Source organism: Nostoc sp., assembly GCF_036917235.1.
In the GTDB taxonomy this organism is placed as follows: domain Bacteria; phylum Cyanobacteriota; class Cyanobacteriia; order Cyanobacteriales; family Nostocaceae; genus Nostoc.
The window spans coordinates 1-21,535 of the sequence record NZ_JBALDU010000004.1 but is presented as its reverse complement, the minus strand read 5'-3'; the positions used below and the strand labels follow the sequence as shown (position 1 = coordinate 21,535).

Genomic DNA, 21,535 nt, shown 5'->3' with positions numbered 1-21,535 from the left:
AAACTGCCTTGTTATATACTTACGTTTGTTTTGATATGCTTTATCTACTCAATTGTAATATATGCGGCTGGAAAATTAGCCAGTTAATCTAAAATTTGGTTCGTCGGTTATATTGGCTTTATTTAGTCATAATTATTTTCAGTTAAATTGTAAGTAAATGGTAATTCAAGTCTCGAAGGAAACTAGCCCACGTCCATTTTTGAAGTGGGCGGGGGGTAAAAGTCGGTTGATACAGCAATATATTCCTTATTTTCCCAAGAGTTATAAAAATTACTATGAGCCATTTTTAGGTGGTGGTGCTGTTTTTTTCTATCTCCAACCAAGTGCAGCTATTTTAACTGATATTAATGCTGAGTTAATTAACACTTATTGTTGTGTTAGAGATCGTGTTGAGGATTTAATTTATCTATTGAAAGAGCATAAAATCCGACATAATAAAGATTATTATTATAGTGTCAGAAACAACTCCAGCGGTACTGATATAGAAAAAGCTGCTCGTCTAATTTATCTTAATAAGACTTGTTTTAATGGTCTTTATCGAGTTAATTCACAGGGTAAATTCAATGTACCTTTAGGCAGATATGACAATCCCAATATTTGTCATGAAAATTTGCTGAGAGTAGCCTCCGAAGCACTTTCCTATGCAGAAATCCAACAGGCAGATTTTACAGAAGTCCTAAATCATGCGACTAGTAGTGATGATTTTGTATTTTTTGATCCGCCCTATCATCCTATCAGTGACACTAGCTATTTCACTGCTTATAGTCAAAATTGTTTTAGTAAAAAAGACCAAGAAATTTTAAGAGATACTTGTGCAAAGTTAGCAAGTCGTGGTGTCAAAGTTATGGTATGCAATTCTGATAGTGAATTTATTAGACAAATTTATACTGATATCAATTTTGAAACCTATAAAATTAAAGCAGCGCGTTCAATTAACTCAAACATAAAAAATAGAGGTTTTATTAACGAACTATTAATTACATCTTTCTTTTAAAGATTTTTATTTGCCCAAGCAATGAATCTATCTAAACTATAAACTGCTAATAAATTATGGTTATCATTAACTCTTGCTTTCAGCCATTGGCTTGCGCCTTCTCGCATACCTTCACCGCCTAAAATTACGATAGTTGGTGCTGGGTAATAGTGCTGAATATTCATGTTCAAATAAGGAAACTTTTCATCAACTGAACCGGGGCTTTCTTGCCATTTGCACTCGAAAATTAAACCAGATGGCATTGCAGATGAGCCAACAACATAAAAATCAACCTTCAGATAGGTATGATAAATTCCAGTTCCAATATAGACTTCTTTTCCATAACGTTTTGGCAATAAAGTAGCATTTATTATAAATTCTTTTTGGACATAGTTCCCTACTTGGAAATAATTATGCCCATGCAAGATTGCTTCTACATTTGCTTCTAAAATATTCCCAGACTTATTTGCCCGTCCGCCTTGAGTCAGAGCCATCTTCAATCCCTCTGCCAAAAGTCCTGCTTATTATAGGATTTCACAGAAGCAGTAAAAAAAGTTCAGTTGCTTAATATGAATTTTTGATTTTGGCTAAACGTAGTTGGATTAATAGGTAAAAAATCAGAATTTATTGGTATTTTTGTACTAAACAAATACAAATGTATTAATAATTTGGATCGAGAACGAGTTACTAATTCAGGTAATAGTTAAAATAATGGATTTATCTTTAGTCTCAAAGAGCAACTGTTGCAAGCGACTACGCCATTTTTCTCGGTCTTGGGAACATTAGAAAACAGCGTAGATAATAATCTCCTGTTCATTAACTCGTACAAAACGACGTAGGGAAAATGCCTAATTGTAGCGCGGCGATAGGTTTCATGAGCAATCTGGTATGTGTTGGGGTAACGCTGAATTAAATTCAGGCAGGCATCAATACATCGTAGGAACTCAGCGCCTAACCAAAATTCGCGCCCCTTGTACCAGTCATAAGCCTCAATAATGTCTAGTTCTGCGCCTATAAGGATAGTTAACTTGTCTAGCCATGACGTTGAGAAATTCTAGCTTTTACGCCTTCAACAACCTCTTTAATAACTAGAATTTAGCTTGGATAAATTTTAGTGATTTCGCCTTGACTTCAACCTGTCTGGGCTTCAGTATGACCGTTGCGGATAGACCATGCGATTTCTAAAAGTTGAGTCCAGCGCTTTTGTAGCTGTTTGGGGGTGCATTTGATGGTTTTGGCGATCGCAACGTCGTTTTCCCGTGCAGTTTTTAACTGTAATATTTGCTGTTGTTGTTCTGTGAGTTGATTCACAAAGATTTCCCACTGCTGAGAAGATAAACCCAACTTTTGCTCTAAACCCGCGCCTAACCATTGATGTACCAATTGCCAATGGTGTTGTTTGGCAAACTTTTCTACGTGGTATTTAAACCGTTGTTGGAGATAATCGCGCTGACGGCTGGTTAAACCGAGAATTTGGTCAATTTCTGGGGCTGAAAGGTCTTGAAGTTTCAAGCTGAGGTAGTTCATACAATCAGATTGACCTTGAGACTCCAGGTATTTCATCAATTCAGCGATCACGCGATCGCGTTCTGATTCTTCAGATGGATCGAAATTAGTTTGGGCAATCATTTGCGATCGCAGCTGTTGCACCGCCGAGTTGCGCTGGTAAGATTCTGCTTCTTCACCCTTAGCAGACTCTACCGCCATTTCAATATCCACGGTAGTTTCTTGAGGCTGACGACGAGCAAAACCTTGGGCGCGCAAGATAATCAATTGCTGATTTGCACCACCAGGTAAATTGATCCGGCGTTTGGCATACTGTTCTGTAAAAGCCATGTATTCAGCTAATTGCAGCTGAGTACGCGGCGTGTGATTCTCTGGTAGTTCGTTTTCTCTACGGAAAGCTTTAATCGCTTCGATATAAAATGCTTGTAAAAAATCTTCAATCAGGCTGTAACGAGCATCAAAGCCCAACTCCGAGCCGGACAGAGTTACATGGCGGTAAACCATAGCACCCAAATTGCTATGTAATTCCACCCGCCCTTGCTTGGAACCTAGTTGGTAGTAACGTAAGCATTTTTGCATCCGATGCCTTCCCAAGGTCATCTGCCAGGACTTGATTTCCCCAGATGTTTGAATGCGGGAGCTTTTATCGCAAATGCGTTCTACTTCTACGGCTATGCGCTTTGCTAAAGCTTCTACACACTTGGGTGTTGCTTTCACTTGCGCTTGCATTTCCTCAGACAGCAATTGAATCAAGCGATCGCTATTGCTATCTGAAAATTCTTCAGTCGAAACGTGGTTTTCAAAAATGGGTGTAGAGTTTGGTAGATTGACGACGTTAGCTTTCATAACTTTTCCAGTAGTATTGCACCGTAATTACAACGCAGACACAGCAATCAAAGCTGTCCAAGGCTTGTGAATTTTTAGGCATTCATCCATCAAGACTTGCCGTATATAATGCTCACATTTAAAGCTCATATATCAAAACTATAGGAAATACGAAAGAGTTAAAGTTATGGCAATGTGTCGGTTTTCTTCACAAGCCACCATCTCAACGCTGGTACACGAGTACCCGCCATTTTCTTAAAGTTGTCAAATACCTTACTGTGTCAAGTTTTGCCACCATCCTCTTATATCCACTGTTTCACCGAACAGCCCATCCTAGACATCGCTTTTAAATATGACAATTTTAAAACTGGAGTTATTTTTATCACAATTTCCGAAACGGAGAGGTGCGCCTGTGAAGTGGAATTTTTATACCCATGCTGCTGCTGCTTCCCAACCTAAACCCCTCCGTATAATTGCTGCTTCGTCTCCAGTCATATCCAAGATGGTAGATACTTCATAAGTAGGTTCCTCGCCAGTGTCTACAATTATGTCTACCAACTTGTCCAAACGATCGAATAGCTCTACCCGCGACTGAATCGTTTCAGGATCTATCGGAATCATGCCGTTATCTGCTTCATCTGCTGGCAGATGTGCTGAAGTTGAAATAATCGGATTGCCCAAGGCTGCCAGCAGCTCCAAACATACAGTATGGTTTGGTACTCTAATTCCAGTAGTTTTTCGCTTGGGGCTTTGCACCAATCGCGGTACTAACTTCGTAGCTGGGAGCAAAAACGTGTATGGCCCTGGAATCAGGCGTTTCATAATCCGATAGGCTGTGTCACTTACGAAGGCATAAGTTGCCACATTTGAAAGCGAGGGACATAAAAATGTCAATGGTTTATCGTTTGCTAGCTGTTTAATTTGCCGCACTCGTTCTACCGCCGACTTAGCATTCAAATCACAACCGATGGCATAGACTGTATCAGTAGGGTAAAGCATGACTGCGCCACTAGAGAGCGCCGACTTTATTTCCTCTATTCGGCGAGTTTGAGGATTATCCGGATGAACGGGGAAAATTTTTGCCATAACTCAGTGAGTGGGGATTGGGGAGGGCAGTAGGGGAGTAGGGGAGTAGGGGAGTAGGGGAAGAAGAACTATTAATTATTGATCAATTCCCCATTCTCAATGCCTAATGCCCTATAACTAATGACAAATAACTAATGACTAATGACAAATTTATTATGAATAAAATTGCTTATCTTCAATGTCCGACAGGAATTTCTGGTGATATGTGCCTGGGTGCTTTGGTAAGTTTGGGTGTTCCTGTGGAGTATTTAATTGAAAAACTTAATGGGTTGGGTATTGAACAGGAATATCAGTTAAAAGCAGAACTTGTCCAGCGGAATGGTCAACAGGCGACTAAAGTCCATGTGGATTTAGTACACGATCATCACCATCACCACGATGGCGAACCCAATCACCATCACACACGCCACTTGCCAGAAATAGAGCAGATGATTCTCAAAGCGGAGTTGCCGTCACGGGCAGAAGCTTGGAGTTTGGCGGTATTCCGACAGCTAGCGGTGGCAGAAGGGGCGGTGCATGGCATTTCGCCTGAAAAAGTTCATTTTCATGAGGTTGGTGCTATAGATGCGATCGTAGATATTGTGGGTACTTGCCTGGGGTTGGATTGGTTAGGGATTGAAAGCAATAACGAAGGATTGCCCCTACTTTACTGCTCGGCGTTTCCGACTGGTGGCGGCACTGTTCGGGCTGCACATGGTCAGATGGCAGTACCAGTACCAGCGGTATTAAAGCTGTGGGAAATGCGGGGTTGTCCAGTTTATAGCAATGGCATTGATAGGGAATTAGTAACACCAACAGGAGCCGCGATCGCCACTACTTTGGCAAGAGATTTTGGTTCACCACCTGCGATCGCTATCAAGCAGATAGGACTAGGAGCAGGAACCATCAATTTACCCATTCCCAATATTTTACGCCTCTGGTTGGGTGAAAGCGCAAGTTTACAGTCAAATTTCAGTGATTCTGAAGATACTAGCTCAAATTTGGAAACCATCTCAGTACTAGAAACCCAAATTGATGATTTAAATCCACAAGCGATTGGCTATGTGTTTGAGGCGCTGTTTGCAGCTGGTGCGCTGGATGTTTTTACCCAAGCGATCGGTATGAAAAAGTCCCGTCCGGGGATTTTGCTGACTGTGATTTGTCATCCAGAAAATTTACTCAGTTGTGAAGCCGTAATCTTCCGCGAAACTACAACTTTAGGCATTCGCCGAACAACTCAGCAACGTGCCATTTTACAACGGGAAATTCAACAAGTGGAAACGGAATATGGCAAGGTGCGTGTAAAGATAGCATGGAAGGGACAATCGCCAGAAAAAGTTATTGCAAATGTGCAGCCAGAATATGAAGATTGTGCAGACTTAGCCCGAAAACATAATATTCCCTGGCGCGAAATTCAGCGGTTGGCGCTACAGCATTGGTATTTGGTAAATCCCCGATCCTAATTCCCTCGTTCCCAGTTTCCGACTGGAAGGCCATCTTAAAGGCTCCGCCTTCCCTCACACATCAATCAACTCTACCTATAATAAATAAAACTAAGCTGTGATATAAACTACGACATAACGCTGTTACTGACAAAGACCAGGGAACAGCTAATTGAAAGTCTAATCTTAAGGCTAGTGGTTCATCTCGCTGAATGACTCCCGAATCCGATTTTGCCATCAGCGTATTGGGTATTTTTGACCGCTCAGGGAGATAAATATAGTCTGAAGGCTAAGGGACATCTTCCAAAGGTATCTCGATGGATTGTGGTTTGGAAAGATTTAGTTCAGCATTAGCGGCTTCCACCATTACTCTGATGACTGGTTCTGTGGTTCTATATCAGAGGTGCGAACCTAGCAATCTTGCCATCCTAAACGGCGATGTTTAATCGATCTTCAATAAACTTTCTCTCTCCTTTCTTGAATAATGTATGTTTTAAAAACTCTGTACTTTATTGCTCTATAAATATGCATTGTAACTTTGCTAATTTTAAATACAATTTTCCAAAAAATAGAGTGTTTAGGATATGCAATTATTCTGTGTTCTTCAAAATATGTCAACATTTCATCCATGTTTGACTCTCCCTTTTGAATTTTAATCAGTTCGGTTTTGTTGTTGAAAAAGGAAATACCTGACATCTGGCTCCATCTCACTGGCAACCCTGCTTTATAGGCAGCTAGACCTATGGCATTACCTTCGACTTCATAAACTCCATTTAGCTCAAAATATTTGGCAAGGATTGCCCATGTTTCTAAAAATTCAATTTCTTTTCCTGTTGACTTAGTAACAGAAAACAAATATTCATGCACAAACATAACATTTTCACATTCTGGCTCTAAATTTAAAAATTGTGCTGCTTTTTTAATTACTTCAATCTCTCTAGTAAATTTTTTGTTAGTTGTTCCCAAAGCTTTGGCAAATTTTTTCGGCATATCCATACAAGCCCTAGCACTTATCCCTGGCTCTAAAAGCCATTCCATATCTTCTGGTACTGGTGCCAAGATTCGCATATCTGCATCAATGAATATACATGAATTAAATAGAGATAATGCCTTAACAATGGCAAATCTTTTATCGTGGTAACACTTGACACCCTGCTGCTGATGCTGAAATGCTAAAATTTGAGAAGAGTTACTAAAATCTTGAGGGTAATCAGTAAGAATTATAAAAGCAGTGTTAGGTGAATATAGTTTTAGGTCTTTTGCTAATAAACCAGCTAGCGTCCGATACACTTTTCCTAATGCTAAAGTACAAAAACAGAATTGTTGTTGACTCATATTTATAATATTTTAGAGCGAAAAATTGAGAAGTGAAAAGGCTCAATTATTTAATACAGCAGATTACTTTTTAGTGAGGTACCAATACTTTGTAGATCAACCTAACAATCCTAGTTGACTAACAAAAGTCTGATAAAAAAATAAGCAAGAGGTAAAGATGAATTAAAATCCTTTTTATTTCCGTCTTCACCAATAAATATTTAGTGAGGTAAAGGGTTTTAGTCTATAAGTAAGACAAAAAGTATTTTTTACTCCTGACCGGAGTCTGATTTGAAAAAAACCTCATAGGGCAAGAAAAACCGCCAAAGGAAACCAGGAGGAAGTACAGCACTTGATTCAGCGTCTATAGGTAAATATTGAGAACGATAGGTTTCAATAGCCTGCTTTTTCTGAGATTGAACTTGATGAATTGCAACTCGATGAGCGCCTACCAATTCATCAAACTTCAGACTGCTAAACAATAAAGACTTCCAAAGCAACCAGATAGCATATTGCCACAGTTCTACTGTCACTTCTGCTTTAGCAATAGCAGCTTTAACCAATTCATAAGTAATTTCATGATCTGAACTGCGATCCTGTTTGTGAGTAACGTACACCTCTTGTGGTTGAAAACTACCTAATAATTGGGCTATTTCTTCAATGGTTTGCTGTTGTTCAGTTTCTGTCATTTGGGATAATGCGCCATCACATTTATCAAGAAAGTGAATATCTTTTGATTCCACCCCTAAAATTTTCAAAGCTGCTAGCGCTTCTTCTCTACGAATTTGAACAATTTCTGAACGGGTAATGTTGGTATTACCTTGATGAGAACCTCCTCCATCTGTAACAAAAACAACTTTAATCGGTATCCCTTGTTCTCGTTTGAGTGCAATCATACCCCCACAACCTAGTGCTTCATCATCTTGGTGAGGAGAAAATACAATTACCGATTTATGGTTAATATTTATTAGTTGACTACCTTGATACAGAAGCCAGTAGAACTGTAGTTGAATCAGTCGTTCTCGAAATTTGTAATTCAAAAGCCACCACTTATTGTGCAGACCTAACTTTAAACGGTGAAAAAGATATTTTATTGTCATAGCACCATATATGATTGTAAATTCCGGTAGTTTCTTACTAGAATGGTATTAATATTTGCTAGGATAAACATCGCCAAGCTCCTCTCTAACATCTAGATTTAATGAAAGAGAGATTAATTGAGATTTTATTTCAGCTTCTATCTTATTTGGATATTTAATAAAATGTATGTCAGGAATATGCGATTTGTATGTCACTTAAATAACAGACTAGGGCTACTGATGAAAGAAACGGTAGTTAGCATTCTGTAGATTCGCCTTTGGGGGCCGCAGTTCGATGGATATGACGCACCCATTCATCGAAATCCTAACAACGTAAAATCAATAATCGGAAATGTCTTTTACACCTATTAGCCCTAACGTGTAACTACAGCCACGACTGCATAACTTTCTTGTTCTCTGATTTTTTTGTTGGGAAATAGAGGATGCACTTGATATCAACAATAAAGGGCAAAAAGGCCTATTTACTGACATCCTTATCGGCTCTAATATCAGTTCCAGAACCGCGAACTATCATGAGCTTATTGACTTTTGCTACTTTTTGTGTAGCTTTGCATTGCAAATAAAAGCAGCAACAAAAAAATGCCACCAAAGCTTAAGTTGTTAACTTAAGCTTTGGTGGCATCGATGCAGGTACTGTGATGTGTGCGAAGCTCTCACTGATGTAGTACGTGGTAGCGGCTGCGTCCCATGATGTTATTTGAATTAGAGGCGGAGCCTCTAGGATGGTTTTCCCAGTCGGAAATTGGAAACGAGGAATTTGACTAAGTTAGAGCTTTTAGCAAATATTGTGTCAATGTAAATGCATCTACACCTAATTCGGTACGCTCTTGGGCTGCTAAAATACCTGCTTGCGAATGCCACCAGGCGGCAGTTGCCACAATATCTTCTACCGGAATCTGTTTAGTTGCTGCTTGCGCCAACAGTCCGCCCACTAGACCAGTTAACACGTCACCGCTACCGCCACGGGCTAAGGCGGGTGTGCTTTCAGGAACAATCCAAACGTCACCTTGAGGGTTTGCGATCGCAGTTCTTGCCCCTTTCAACAACACTATCGCCCCACTTTGCGCGGCAGCTTCTTGTACTGCTTTCACTTTGTCATGTTTGGCATCGGCGACATCAGGAAACAATCGCTCAAATTCGCCAGTGTGGGGTGTGAGTACGGTTACTGCTTGGCGTTTTTTTAATGTGGCGATCGCTCCCATTTGTGCCAAGATATTCAAACCATCGGCATCGAGAAGCAAAGGGCGTTCGCCCTTGGCGTTGGCGGAGCCATCGCTGCTGATTACTTCTTGCACAATGGGCGTCGCATCTCGTGTTAAACCGGGGCCACAAGCGATCGCATTAAAGGAACTCAGATCGGTGTTTTCTGGTAGTTGTAGGTGGGCGATGGCTCCACTTTCCGTCTCTGGACAACCGACAATTAGTGCTTCTGGCAAGTGTGACACCAAAAGAGATTTCAAGGATTCGGGTACGGCAATGGAAAGCATCCCGACACCACTAGCCCTAGCACCCAAACCAGTTAAAATTGCTCCACCTGCATAGCGCCGCGAACCGCAAATCAGCAGTAAATGTCCTTCCTTATATTTGTGAGTAACTGCTGGACGGGGTAAAGGTAAAGTAGCAAGTGCCTTTGCTCGTGTAATACGTTTAATTTTAGGTGCATCTTTGAGAACAGCTTCCACATCAGCTAAAGGAATATCAAAATCGATTAACTCAGCTTTACCAAGATATTCCAACGCTCGATCTTGGAAGAAAGCGAGTTTCCATAAACCTAAGCAAAATGTGTGAGTGGCGCGAATGGCAGTTCCCAATACTTCGCCTGTGTCGGTGTGTAAACCTGAAGGTAAATCGATACTATAAATCGGTATAGATAATTCATTTAGCTGATTAATTGCAGAGGCGATGGGATCGGTCAGGTTTCTTTCTAAACCAAACCCAAACAAGCCATCAATCAACAAATCAGAATCTGGCAGTTGTTCAATTGTTTGATAAATTGGAATGCCCAAACTCTGGGCATATTGCAAGTGCTGCGAAGTTAATTCTTTAAGCTTAGAAAAAGGAGAATAAACCCAAACCTCATATTCGCGAAAGTATAATTCACGGGCTACGACTAAAGCATCGCCACCATTATGACCGGGGCCGACAAGAATTCCTACACGAGATCCCCTTAACAAAGGGGTATTTGAAGGAATCTCTGGAATGCGACGAGCAATTAATCCCGCTACCTTTTCCATCAAAGCAACTACAGGCATTCCCGCTGCAAAGATCCGCTTTTCAATATCGCGCATCTGCCCAGCAGTCACTACCACTTGCGAAATTTGTTCTTGCCTATCTTGCATCAGTCCTGAGTGGTGAGTTATGAGTTTCAGGGTAACTGAAAGTTTACCAAAATTGACTCATATTTCACTCAAAAAAGTTACAAACCGATTTCCACATCTTCAAGGATGCCGAGTGCGTCAGGGATGAGGACGGCTGCGGAATAGTAGGCGGTGACAAGGTAGGAGATGATCGCCTTTTCGCTGATGCCCATGAATCGGACGGACAAACTGGGTTGGTATTCGTCCGGGATACCAGTTTGATGTAAGCCAATCACGCCCTGATCTTTCTCACCAGTGCGGAGTATAAGGATAGAACTGGTCTGGTTCTTGGTAATCGGGATCTTGTTACAGGGAAGAATCGGTACATTGCGCCACGTGATTATTTTGCTCCCATCCATGTCTATGGTGTCTGGATAGATGCCTCGACGGTTGCACTGGCGACCGAAGGCTGCAATAGTGCGGGGATGAGCTAGGAAGAACCTCGACTTCCGCCGACGGGTGACTAATTCATCAAGGTCATCGGGAGTGGGGGGGCCGCTACGGGTGTAAATGCGCTGTTTGAGGTCGGCGTTGTGCAACAATCCAAATTCGCGGTTGTTGATCAACTCGTATTCTTGACGTTCCCGCAATGCCTCAATCGTCAACCGCAATTGTTCTTCCGTTTGGTTGTACGGTTGATTGTACAGATCCGCAACACGAGTATTCACTCGCAACATAGTCTGAGCAATGCTTAACTGATATTCGCGGGGTGAAAGTTCGTAGTCAACAAATGTTCCCGGTAATGTCGTCTCTGTACTATGACTGGTTGACAACGCGATCGCAGCTTCCCCATACTTGTTTTGTGGAAGTTCGGCGCGAGTCCGAAATTGCTCAACCTGAGCCTGCAACGCCTGCGACTGGTTGAGCTGTTCTCGAAATGCCTGTTGTGATAGCACCAATACCGTGCATCGGGTCACAGCTTTGACCGTGAACTTCCAATTGCTTTCTGACACCAACAGATCGCCAAAATAATCACCGTCAGCTAGCGTATCCAACAAAGGCTGCTCGTCATACTTGCCAATACCAATCTTGTTTACCTTGCCATGTGCGATCAAGAAAAGCTGATTGGCTGGCTGACCTGACTGGACTATGATATCACCAGGTGCGAACTCCTGCTGAACAAACCGACTTGCCAACGCTCTCAACACCTCGGTATCGTCAAACCCTCGCAGCAAGGGCAACTCACCAAGTTCTTGGGGAATCACCTGCACCTCAGCTCCGGTGTTGGAGAAACTCAAGCGTCCATCACCTACGGTATAGGTCAACCGACGGTTCACCCGATAAGTGCCACCCTTCGTTTGCACCCACGGCAACATCTTCAACAACCACCGCGAGGTAATTTCCTGTGTTTGCGGTGCAGATTTGGTGGTGGTGGACAAATTACGCGCAGCATCTTTACTCAAACTCAGTTGAGGTTGTCCACTCTCAACATTTAAATTTGATTCAATAAAATCCGTCATCACCTCATCCTCTAGTTATTAATAAAAGTGCCATTCAGTGCTGAGTGCTGAGTTCCAAGTGCTGAGTTAAAAGACCGCCTACTTTCTTGCAGCGTATCAACAGTCAGCCCTAATTTTTACTCACTCAACACTCAACACTCAACACTCAGCACTCCTGATATTTAGCGCCCAATTTCAACATCTTCGAGGATGCCAAGTGCGTCAGGAGTAAGGACGGCTGCGGAGTAGTAGGCGGTGACAAGGTAGGAGATGATCGCCTTTTCGCTGATGCCCATGAATCGAACAGACAAGCTGGGTTGGTATTCATCGGGGATACCAGTTTGATGTAAGCCGATTACCCCTTGTTTTTCTACACCAGTGCGGAGCAAAAGGATAGAACTGGTGCGGTTATTGGTGATGGGGATCTTGTTGGAAGGAAAGATAGGTACGCCGCGCCAAGATGTTACCTGAACGCCATTCACATCTACGCTTTGTGGATAGAGACCCAAGCGGTTGGCCTCACGACCGAAGGCAGCGATCGTGCGGGGGTGAGCCAGGAAGAATCCCGGCTCCTTCCATACGGTTGCCAACAGCTCGTCCAAGTCGTCGGGGGTCGGTGCGCCGCTAGTGCTGTAGATACGCTGTTTGAGGTCGGCGTTATGGAGCAACCCGAATTCGCGGTTGTTGAGCAACTCGTGTTCTTGACGTTCTCGCAATGCCTCGATAGTCAGACGCAGTTGTTCTTCTGTCTGGTTGTACGGTTCGTTGTACAGATCGGCTACCCGCGTACTTACTCGCAACACCGTTTGAGCAATGCTCAACTCATATTCTCTGGGTGTGAGTTCGTAATCAGCAAAGGTTCCCGGCAACTCAGCCTCTTGGGGATGATTAGCCGCCAGCTCGATAGCAGCTTCACCTTGGGGAGTCTGTGGCTGGTTCAGGCGGGTGCGGAACTGTTCAACATGAGTTCCCAACGCCTCAGATTGAGCGATCGCCCTTTCAAACGCCGCTTGGGGTAGCGACAAAACGATGGTTCTGGTAATCGCCTTGAGGGTGTACTGCCAAGTATCCTCAGATTGCACTACAGTTTCATCGCCGAAATGGTCGCCGTCAGCTAGCACATCGTACACAATCTGCTCGCCATACTTGCCAACACCAATTTTGTTGACCTTACCACGAGCAATCAGAATCACGCGATCGGCAGGTTGGCCAAGTTCAACAATTACATCATCTGGGGCATACTCTTGCTGAACAAACTGGTTTGCCAACCCGATCAACACGTCAAGGTTGTTAAACCCTCGCAGCAAGGGCAACTCAGTAAGTTCCAGAGGAATCACCTGCACCGTTGCTCCAGTGTTGGTGAAAGTCACCCGCCCATCACCTACAGAATAACTCAACCGACGGTTGACTCGATAGGCGCCACCTTTTGTCTGCACCCACGGCAACAACTTCAATAACCACCGTGATGTAATTTCCTGAGTCTGCGGTGCAGATTTGGCCGTTGTCGCCAAATTACGTGCCGCTGCTGTACTTAAAGTTAAATGGGGCTGCTGATCTTCTACCAAATTGGGATCGTTAGAATACGTCACAACTTAATCCTCCACTTTTTAGTTACTAAAAAAATTGATCTCACGCGATCGCATACTGACCTTGAACTAACTCACCGACAAAAAAACCTGACTTTACGAGTAATGACCTTAAACTCGCCTCACCGATCCAATGCGCCTAGCTGAAGTACCCAGCCCTCTGGGCCCGCTAAGTAGCCGCCCTGCTAACGAATTACGCAATTCAAATTCCTTATAGCGGTCTACTGTTATATGCCACTTGAGGACGCCGCACATCCACTGCTCTAGTTTCTTGACGTATCCGAGCAGTTTCTCGCGGGTACTTGCATCCAGGTCGAAATCATCGAAAAGGGCTGGCAGCTCGGTGGCGACGATGTGTTGAAACTGGAGCGCCCGAGCGGTCATCAGGTTGTTGACAACTTCAACAGCCTGTGGTTTACCGCAGTTGAGGAAATTCTGAACGACCAGCACGCAGTTATGGATTTCACCCTCGAATTCGATTTCTTTCTGATAGGAGAAGATATCGTTGGTAAAACAGGCGAAGTCGGCGGCGGAATTATCGAGCGATCGCATCGTTCGAGTGCGGTAAATCTCCTGCGGGATCTCGCTGCCCTGAGCCAGTCGCGACAGGCTCATCGTCAGATCCGAGCCAAAAGTCTTACGGCGCATCTCAATATAATCTATCGGGTCGGGAATCCGATTTTGGATCTGGTTGGCGAGTTCCCACACCCAGCTGTCAGTCATATCCTGAATCGCACGGCGGAACTGAGTCCGCGCGTTTGCGGACATGGGGCCAGCTGTGCGAGACCAAATATCTGCCAAGCCGGCTTCCACCGGATTGGTTGGAACCTCGCTGGGGGTGGAGTCATCCAGAGGCATAAACGCCGATAGTCGGGCATTGAACACTTTCGCACCAGCCATGTTGCGGTTATTGCCGTAGAGTGCCGGGAAGTAATCATCGGCGTATGTTCCCCAAACAAGCCAGCACGCGGTCAGATTCAGTTCAGGACCAGACCCATTCGGATGGATCAACGCACCGCAAAGGGCTACGTCAGCAACATCAAACTTGTGGTCATCCCAGATGACGGCATCAGGAATCCCAGGTAGTGATTCCAGCATCCCCATCTCACGCGCCCATTCCTTGGAATGCTTCCGCGCAGCATTCAGATGGGGATTCAAGCTTGTAGTGAATGGCATATAAAACTTCGGCAGTGTCACCGGTCCCACAGCCTGGTATGGAACGTGAGTAAAGCTCTTGAACCTTCCCAAACCCAAGGCGGCGTATAACGATCCAATCCGCGCAGCCGATGTGCCTAGCCCTGTTGGTGCCCCTAGAAGTGTGGATGTCGAAGAATTGTCTCCTCCCTTGTTCATGTAACGGCTCGATCGCATATGCCACTCGTGACCGCCCGATTGCCAGTCCTGGAGTCCTTTGATATAAAGGAGAACGTTCACACGAGCCTCTGGGTCTAGCCCGTACTCCTCAAAGAGGGGTGGCAACTCGGTGATGGCAGTGTTATCAAACTGGTATAACCGCGAGGTCAGCAGTTCGTTGGTGAGGTTAGCCGCCTCCTGGGTACTGACATTTAAAAAGCGCTCCAAGACCAGTACGCAGTTGGCGTTCTCACCTTCATCTTCTACTTCTCTCTGGTAGGAGAATAAATCGTTGCGAAGATGCACTCCATCGGCAAACGTATCTTTGAGGATACGCATTGGCCGAGTCGAGGCGATTTGGGCTGGAATCTCTATAAACACGGCGTGTTCGATGAGATCCGCTGACCACGGAGCGCCGCCAACTTTGCGGCGCATCTCGATGTATTCGATGGGGTTAGCAACTCGATCTTGGTTGATATTGGCGAGTTCCCACAGTGACTCTTCTAGGAGGTTCTTGGTACTTTCAAAGAATCGAAGTCGCCAATCCACAGATTTAGTAAAGGCGGTGCGAGACCACAGATCAGCCAAGCCGCGCTCTACTGGGTTGGTTGGAACCGAAGGGGTATCAGTGGGATGCACTGGCATAAACGCTGGCAATCGATCAAGGTACTCCTTTGCCCCCACCATGTCTTGGGTGCGCTTATAGATTTCCAGGAAGTGATCGTCGAAGAAGAACACCCAAACATACCAGTCGGTTACTAGGTCAAGCTCCGCTGCCGGCGCATCTGGATGGGTATAGGAGCAAAGCAAGGCGTAGTCGTGCGAATCAAATGTATGTTCATCCCAGATAACCGAGCTTTGCGCTTCCTCTTCTGAGCCAAGTATCCCCATCTCGTAGGCCCACGCTTTGGAATGCACTCGTGCCGCTTCCAGGTTTGGGTTCAGCCGTGCGGGCCAAGGCGTGTAAAATTCTGGCAGTTCAAAGGGTTGCATGATCTGCGCTAAACCTCCTCTGGGGTCTTCTTGCTATCTTTGTTTCGTGTCCGATCTGAGCATCGTTGCAGTTCACAAGTATCATCACTATCTAGCTAGATCCCCACATCTCGTTTGCTCATGGTGGCTCGTTTCAAGGCGATAATATTAAGATGCTCCTAATCTAAAGAATGAGTTATGTATGTTTTATCTGAAGTTTCCCATAGCGAAAGATCAAGCATTTGAAAAAGCTGTTTAAGTCATTACTTATTTCTGATGTTGGCAGATAAATTTTTAATACTGGATCGTCGTGTTCTCATAATTTTTCATAGTTGTAAATAAAAAGCAATCCGTACATTAAAGCCGTTAAGCAGATAGTTAAATCAAAAATTGAAGAATTAGGAGACAGTTAAGACAGTTAAGCAGATAGTTAAATCAAAAATTGAAGAATTAGGAGACAGTTAAGACAGTTAAGCAGATAGTTAAAAGATTTAAGATATTTATTAAAGAATAATTACTAATTATTAATTTTTGCAACTATCTCCATTAAGGTATCACCGTGCCAAAACCGGAAAATTACGCGTTCACCTGAAACCACATCAGGATAAGCATTTGTGGCTTATAGCAATTCAAAAATATTTGCGTATCCTGCGCACCCTCCCTGATATCTTGGCTACGGTGTACACACAAGTCGAATTACCCCCTTTAATCCCCCCTTGGAAAGGAGGGAAACCAGAAAATCTAGTTCCCTCCCCAATACATACCTATCCATTATCCGGATATTTCCTAACATTTGTGAGAGTATTGACTCAGATTGACTCAGGTTTTTATAACCGGATATTTTTTATTTGAAATGTGACCAATATGCCTGTGAAATGCTTATAAGGTTTTAAGACGAATGGCACGAAGAAAAGCCTAAAGGCTTGTGTCGTCTTGTTGCTAGCCTGGAGGCTAGGAATATATTTAAAAGAGGCTCTGCCTCTTGTCAAGCTACTGGAGGCGGAACCTCCCAGAATGGATTCCCTGCCTGTAGTGCTTCACCACACAAACTTTGCGTGGTGGCAAGCAAAGCGGCAGAGGTGCGGAGGGGCAGGGGTGAAAGAACTTGTACAAATCTCTCCTCTGCTCCCCTGCTCCTCTGCCGACCTCCACCCAGCAATTTTGGGTTGGCGAACTACTAGGCAGGGAACCAGTCAGAGCAAGGGCTGTATTTTTTCTTAGTGCCATTCGGTTTTAAGACAGCTAATCATCGGAAAATCTTGAAAGGGCTGAAAAAGTTTTCTTCTCCTACTCCTCACTTGCTTTCTTAGTAAGCACTGAGGCTAATACCTACATTCGTCCGGTCAAGTCTACATACGGATTTCTTTTAATGTCCGATCTTGGTTTTACTCACATTGCACTTGCAGTTAGTGATGTTGATGCAAGTATCTCATTCTTCATCGTTACTACCACTGTGAGGACGGGAATTGCTAGGGTTGCAGCCCTCAGAACCATTACCAATTCCTTGGTTGCAATGGCGACGCGGTTTGATGCGCGCCCTTGAAGTTTCAGTCTGCTGCTCTACTGCAACTTGTTGCTGTCCAACGACGTACTGCGAGGAGATGTTTGCTACCTGTCCAGTGCTAGATAGGGCTTGGTATACCAAAGCAGACACTTCAGACCTGGTTGCTACCCGTTCAGCATTTAGCAAGTTCACGTTGGGATAGTTGACGACTATACCGCGTTGTGTCAAAGCAGCAATCAGACTGCGATATTCACTACGAATAGTGTTTGCATCGCTGTAAACAGATAAGATTGTATCCGTGGAACCACTGCTTTGATAATTTAATCCCCGTGCTAATGCTACTAAAATATCAAGGCGAGAAAGCCTTTGAGTGGGGTTGAAATCCTTGCCAATAACAGCGTTTAAAAAGCCCATTTGATAAACTTCGCTGATGGCATTGTAAGCCCAATATCGATTTGAGATATCCTTAAATGCGTAGACGCGCAGCGGCTTGTCGTTAGACATGGCTTGGCGAATTTTCCCCTTGGCAAAAGCTTTTCGCAGCATTGCCGCAAATTGGGCACGAGTTACTGGTGCATCAGGGCGGAAAGTCCCATCAGGAAAACCTTCGAGAATTTCCATCGAGGCCAATTCGGCAATAAAATCTTTAGCCCAGTAGTCTGTAGAAATATCAGAAAACTCAACTTGGAAAGGGCGAGACAGTCTAACTTGGCGATAATTCATTAGCATTTGGCTAATGTCGTAGCTAGAGTTATCGCTGACTTCAATCACTTGTACCAAGCTGCCAGGAGTAGTTTGCAAAACCTTTGCCAAGTCGGAATTAAAGATATTCACGAAGGACTGACGCACTAAAGCATAATCACCCTGAGTGAAAGAGACGGGATAGACGCTGGTTCCGGCAATTTTTGACAAACCTTCTACTTGGAACTGACTACCTTGAAAAGTTTGGGAACTGCTCAGGAAAATAACACGTTGGTTCCTGACTTGAGTGAAGTAGTCGTAAGTGGTAGTACCTGCGTCAATAGTGCCGTTTTGGTCAGCATCAACACCATAAACAGTACGAACGACTTGGTATTCTCTAGGTTTGGCTGACAAAATCAGATTAACTGTGGTATTTGCCGACAAACATTCAAATTCGCTGTAGCCAATAAAACGGTTTTGAACATCATACAATCGCACGACGATGCGATTGCTACCTTTTAACCCCTTAACAAATTTTGCTTTTTGCTTAATCTTGTACTTGTAATCACCCAAAAACTGCTCTTTTAAATAGCCCTGGCCACTTTTACTTTTAACGGAAATGCGAGCAATCACTTCTGAAAAGTTACCAGATGGTTGCCAAATGGCAAGGCTAAAACCTGTTTTTTTCGCTTTTACCGAAACGTTACGGCTTTCTGTAGTCACAGTTTGCCGTTGGATAGTGGTGTGATTCCTTGTTTCTACTTTCTTATGGGCTAAAAGTTGTTGTTCTGTGGAATTATCTGTTATTTGAGCGACGATGGTAGAGAACCCTAAAGCTGCATAGGCAGAAGATATTGGCGAAAATATTGCTACAAAGGTTGCAGCAAGAACAAATTTGCTCATTTGAGCAAAGTTACTTTGAGTTATGTATTTCATCCCACACTACCATTCGTCTAAAAAGTCACAGGGCGATTTGGTATCCCTCGACTTATTAATCCCTTGGGGTAGATGGAACTAACATCTCATCAGTGCTGAACGCCCCGCTATCCCTAACAGCACTATTTCGGCCAGAGAACATTACTATATTTGAAGAAACACTTTATGAATCTTATTAATGACTGTAACTACACAACAGCTTCCAACTCAAGACGCTTTTGAAAAATTCATTTGGACTTGGCAGGGTTACAAAATTCAGTACACTGTCATGGGTACAGGACGCCCTTTGGTATTGGTTCACGGTTTTGGGGCTTCCATTGGACACTGGCGCAAAAATATCCCAGTTTTAGCTGATGCTGGCTACCAGGTATTTGCCATAGACCTTTTGGGTTTTGGCGGTTCCGATAAAGCGCCCATTGATTACAGTGTAGAAGTTTGGGTGGAACTGCTGAAAGATTTTTGCACAGCACACATCCAAGAACCTGCTGTATTTATTGGCAACTCCATCGGCGCACTTTTGAGCTTAATAGTACTGGTAGAACATCCAGAAATTGCTGCTGGTGGTATTTTAATTAACTCTGCGGGTGGTTTGAGCCATCGTCCCCACGAATTGAACCCGCCGCTACGGATGGTGATGGCAGCTTTTAATCGGTTTGTGCGATCGCCAATTACAGGTAAATTTGTCTATAACCGCATCCGTCAAAAAGCTCAAATCCGCCGCACCCTCTACCAAGTTTACCGCGATCGCCAAGCCGTCACCGATGAATTAGTCGATTTACTTTATACTCCCTCTTGCGACCCAGGAGCGCAACAAGTCTTCGCATCTATACTCACAGCCCCTCCTGGCCCTAGCCCAGAGGAACTTTTGCCCAAAGTAGAACGTCCTTTATTAGTAATTTGGGGTGCTGACGATCCCTGGACACCAATTACCGGGGCCAAGATTTACGAAAAGGCGCGGGAGAATGGCAAAGATATCAAAATTGTTCCCATTCCCAATGCCGGTCATTGTCCTCATGATGAGGTTCCAGATGTTGTCAATGCCCAGATTGTCGATTGGCTAGCGCAAAGGTGATAATTTCGCCTTTCTGCCAATATGTATTAGCCCAAGCAACGTAAAAATGGGGCTAACAATCTGGGTGAGTGGATCTTAATCTTTGAATTGCGCCTTGACAGAATCAAACTCGTATGGTGTGTAAAATGGAGCTTGATGTGCGTAATGGAGATAAAAGGGTAATTCCCTTAAATCACCATCCAGATTTTTCAGAACTTGGCTATCAAGTCATCAGCGAACTAGGACGCAACCGAGAAGGGGGAAGGATTACTTATCTAGCTAATATCCTCAACTCTAATCAACAGGTAGTAATTAAAGAGTTTTGTTTTGCTCGTGCAGGTGCTGATTTATCAGGTGTGAAAGCATATCAGCGCGAAATTGAAATCTTGCAGCAACTAAATCATTCCCGCATTCCTCGCTATATAGATTCCTTTGAAATGCCAGGGGCTTTTTATTTGGTACAGGAATATAAAAATGCCCCATCCTTGGGATTAAAACGCAGCTTTAATCCTGAAGAAATTAAGCAAATTGCTCTGTCAATATTAGAAATTTTGGTTTATCTGCAAAAGCAAGTTTCCCCAATTATTCATCGGGATATTAAGCCAGAGAATATTTTGGTTGATGAAGAACTAAATGCTTACTTGGTTGATTTTGGATTGGCTAGAATACAGGGTGCGAAAGTAGCTCTGAGCAGCTTTATCGCTGGAACTCCAGGTTTTATGCCACCAGAAGAACAGTTTGGTCATTCTCTGACAGAGGCATCAGATTTATATAGTTTAGGAGCAACACTAATTTGCTTACTTACTAATACCCGTTCTGTTGAGATTGGCAAATTAATTGATGATAACTATCGCTTTAATTTCCAGCAATTAGTTCCTCAAATCAGTCCGCGTTTCCGGTGGTGGTTGATGAAAATGGTGGAACGCAATCGGAAACGTCGCTATGCTAATGCGGCTATTGCTTTAAAAGCACTTGAGCCAATTGAGATTGTTGGTAGTGCCACTGGAATAGATAATTTCATCAGTACAATCAAACCTAGAAAACGAGCCACTTTGTTGGGACTAGCTACTGTTGTTACACTAGCTGCGGTTGCGGGAACTTTGATGACTTGTCAGCCTAGTAATACAGTTAGGCAATTGCTGGAAGCTAGAGAATGTCAAAGCTTTGATTTAAACGCAAGTTGCCGAGAAAATACTGGACATTAAGGTTAATTAGGTTGTTTCTAGCTTAGGATTACAGCAGTTTTCAATTGAATAGACTACACACGTAGGGGCGCAATATATTGTGCCCCTACAATTATGTATATTCCACGCTTGTGAAAATTGCTGGAATTTGCATACCCCTCTTCTGTCACTCTCCGAGTTAAGCAAGTAATAAATAAGTGAAATTATCCAGAAGCATAACAGGGTTTAAATTGATTCATTGCAGCAA

The 21,535-nt window shown here is 43.6% G+C and carries 15 protein-coding genes; 5 read left to right on the top strand and 10 right to left on the bottom strand.

All coding sequences use genetic code 11. The annotated features are described in order from the left end of the window. Positions 1-157: 157 nt before the first annotated feature. The gene (locus V7K44_RS01150; protein ID WP_334927833.1) at positions 158-994 is read left to right on the top strand and encodes a DNA adenine methylase; all 837 of its coding nucleotides are present in this window, start codon (positions 158-160) and stop codon (positions 992-994) included. On the opposite strand, the gene V7K44_RS01145 is transcribed toward V7K44_RS01150, so the two are convergent. From V7K44_RS01145 to V7K44_RS01135, 3 genes are all read right to left on the bottom strand, one after another. Then, positions 991-1,467: a PD-(D/E)XK nuclease superfamily protein gene (locus tag V7K44_RS01145; protein ID WP_334927831.1), complete on the bottom strand. Its 477-nt coding sequence runs from the start codon at positions 1,465-1,467 to the stop codon at positions 991-993. The genes V7K44_RS01150 and V7K44_RS01145 overlap by 4 nt on opposite strands. 637 nt (positions 1,468-2,104) lie before the next feature. After that, on the bottom strand, positions 2,105-3,325 hold the full coding sequence (locus V7K44_RS01140; protein WP_334927829.1) for a HetZ-related protein: 1,221 nt from the start codon (positions 3,323-3,325) through the stop codon (positions 2,105-2,107). A 405-nt stretch (positions 3,326-3,730) separates the two neighbouring features. Next, a complete protein-coding gene (locus V7K44_RS01135; RefSeq protein WP_334927827.1) occupies positions 3,731-4,390 on the bottom strand; it encodes an L-threonylcarbamoyladenylate synthase in 660 nt (219 codons plus the stop codon). 155 nt (positions 4,391-4,545) lie between these two features. Between V7K44_RS01135 and larC the strand changes: the two genes are divergently transcribed. Continuing rightward, complete coding sequence (gene larC, locus V7K44_RS01130) at positions 4,546-5,832, top strand: nickel pincer cofactor biosynthesis protein LarC (RefSeq protein WP_334927942.1); 1,287 nt, start codon at positions 4,546-4,548, stop codon at positions 5,830-5,832. Between the two features lie 296 nt (positions 5,833-6,128). Beyond that, on the top strand, positions 6,129-6,257 hold the full coding sequence (locus V7K44_RS01125) for a hypothetical protein (RefSeq protein WP_334927825.1): 129 nt from the start codon (positions 6,129-6,131) through the stop codon (positions 6,255-6,257). Positions 6,258-6,264: 7 nt separating this feature from the next. On the opposite strand, the gene V7K44_RS01120 is transcribed toward V7K44_RS01125, so the two are convergent. The 7 genes from V7K44_RS01120 to V7K44_RS01090 all read right to left on the bottom strand — a co-directional run bounded on the left by V7K44_RS01120 (position 6,265) and on the right by V7K44_RS01090 (position 19,053). After that, on the bottom strand, positions 6,265-7,146 hold the full coding sequence (locus V7K44_RS01120) for a hypothetical protein (protein ID WP_334927823.1): 882 nt from the start codon (positions 7,144-7,146) through the stop codon (positions 6,265-6,267). Between the two features lie 248 nt (positions 7,147-7,394). Continuing rightward, the gene (locus V7K44_RS01115; protein WP_334927821.1) at positions 7,395-8,165 is read right to left on the bottom strand and encodes a PIG-L deacetylase family protein; all 771 of its coding nucleotides are present in this window, start codon (positions 8,163-8,165) and stop codon (positions 7,395-7,397) included. Between the two features lie 821 nt (positions 8,166-8,986). Continuing rightward, the gene (locus tag V7K44_RS01110; RefSeq protein WP_334927819.1) at positions 8,987-10,564 is read right to left on the bottom strand and encodes an NAD(P)H-hydrate dehydratase; all 1,578 of its coding nucleotides are present in this window, start codon (positions 10,562-10,564) and stop codon (positions 8,987-8,989) included. Positions 10,565-10,641: 77 nt separating this feature from the next. Beyond that, positions 10,642-12,042 carry a family 2B encapsulin nanocompartment shell protein gene (locus V7K44_RS01105; RefSeq protein ID WP_334927817.1) on the bottom strand — a complete coding sequence of 467 codons (1,401 nt, stop codon included), beginning with the start codon at positions 12,040-12,042 and terminating at the stop codon, positions 10,642-10,644. Between the two features lie 161 nt (positions 12,043-12,203). Then, positions 12,204-13,610, bottom strand: a complete 1,407-nt coding sequence (locus V7K44_RS01100; protein ID WP_334927815.1) for a family 2B encapsulin nanocompartment shell protein — start codon at positions 13,608-13,610, stop codon at positions 12,204-12,206. A gap of 108 nt (positions 13,611-13,718) precedes the next feature. Next, positions 13,719-15,953: a family 2 encapsulin nanocompartment cargo protein terpene cyclase gene (locus tag V7K44_RS01095; protein WP_334927813.1), complete on the bottom strand. Its 2,235-nt coding sequence runs from the start codon at positions 15,951-15,953 to the stop codon at positions 13,719-13,721. Between the two features lie 1,408 nt (positions 15,954-17,361). Then, positions 17,362-19,053 carry an S-layer homology domain-containing protein gene (locus tag V7K44_RS01090; protein WP_334927811.1) on the bottom strand — a complete coding sequence of 564 codons (1,692 nt, stop codon included), beginning with the start codon at positions 19,051-19,053 and terminating at the stop codon, positions 17,362-17,364. Positions 19,054-19,231: 178 nt separating this feature from the next. Here V7K44_RS01090 and V7K44_RS01085 point away from each other — a divergent pair, with 178 nt between their 5' ends. Together V7K44_RS01085 and V7K44_RS01080 are read left to right on the top strand one after the other, a co-directional pair. Then, the gene (locus V7K44_RS01085; protein WP_334927809.1) at positions 19,232-20,125 is read left to right on the top strand and encodes an alpha/beta fold hydrolase; all 894 of its coding nucleotides are present in this window, start codon (positions 19,232-19,234) and stop codon (positions 20,123-20,125) included. Between the two features lie 125 nt (positions 20,126-20,250). Next, the gene (locus V7K44_RS01080; protein WP_334927807.1) at positions 20,251-21,309 is read left to right on the top strand and encodes a serine/threonine protein kinase; all 1,059 of its coding nucleotides are present in this window, start codon (positions 20,251-20,253) and stop codon (positions 21,307-21,309) included. Positions 21,310-21,535: the final 226 nt, after the last annotated feature.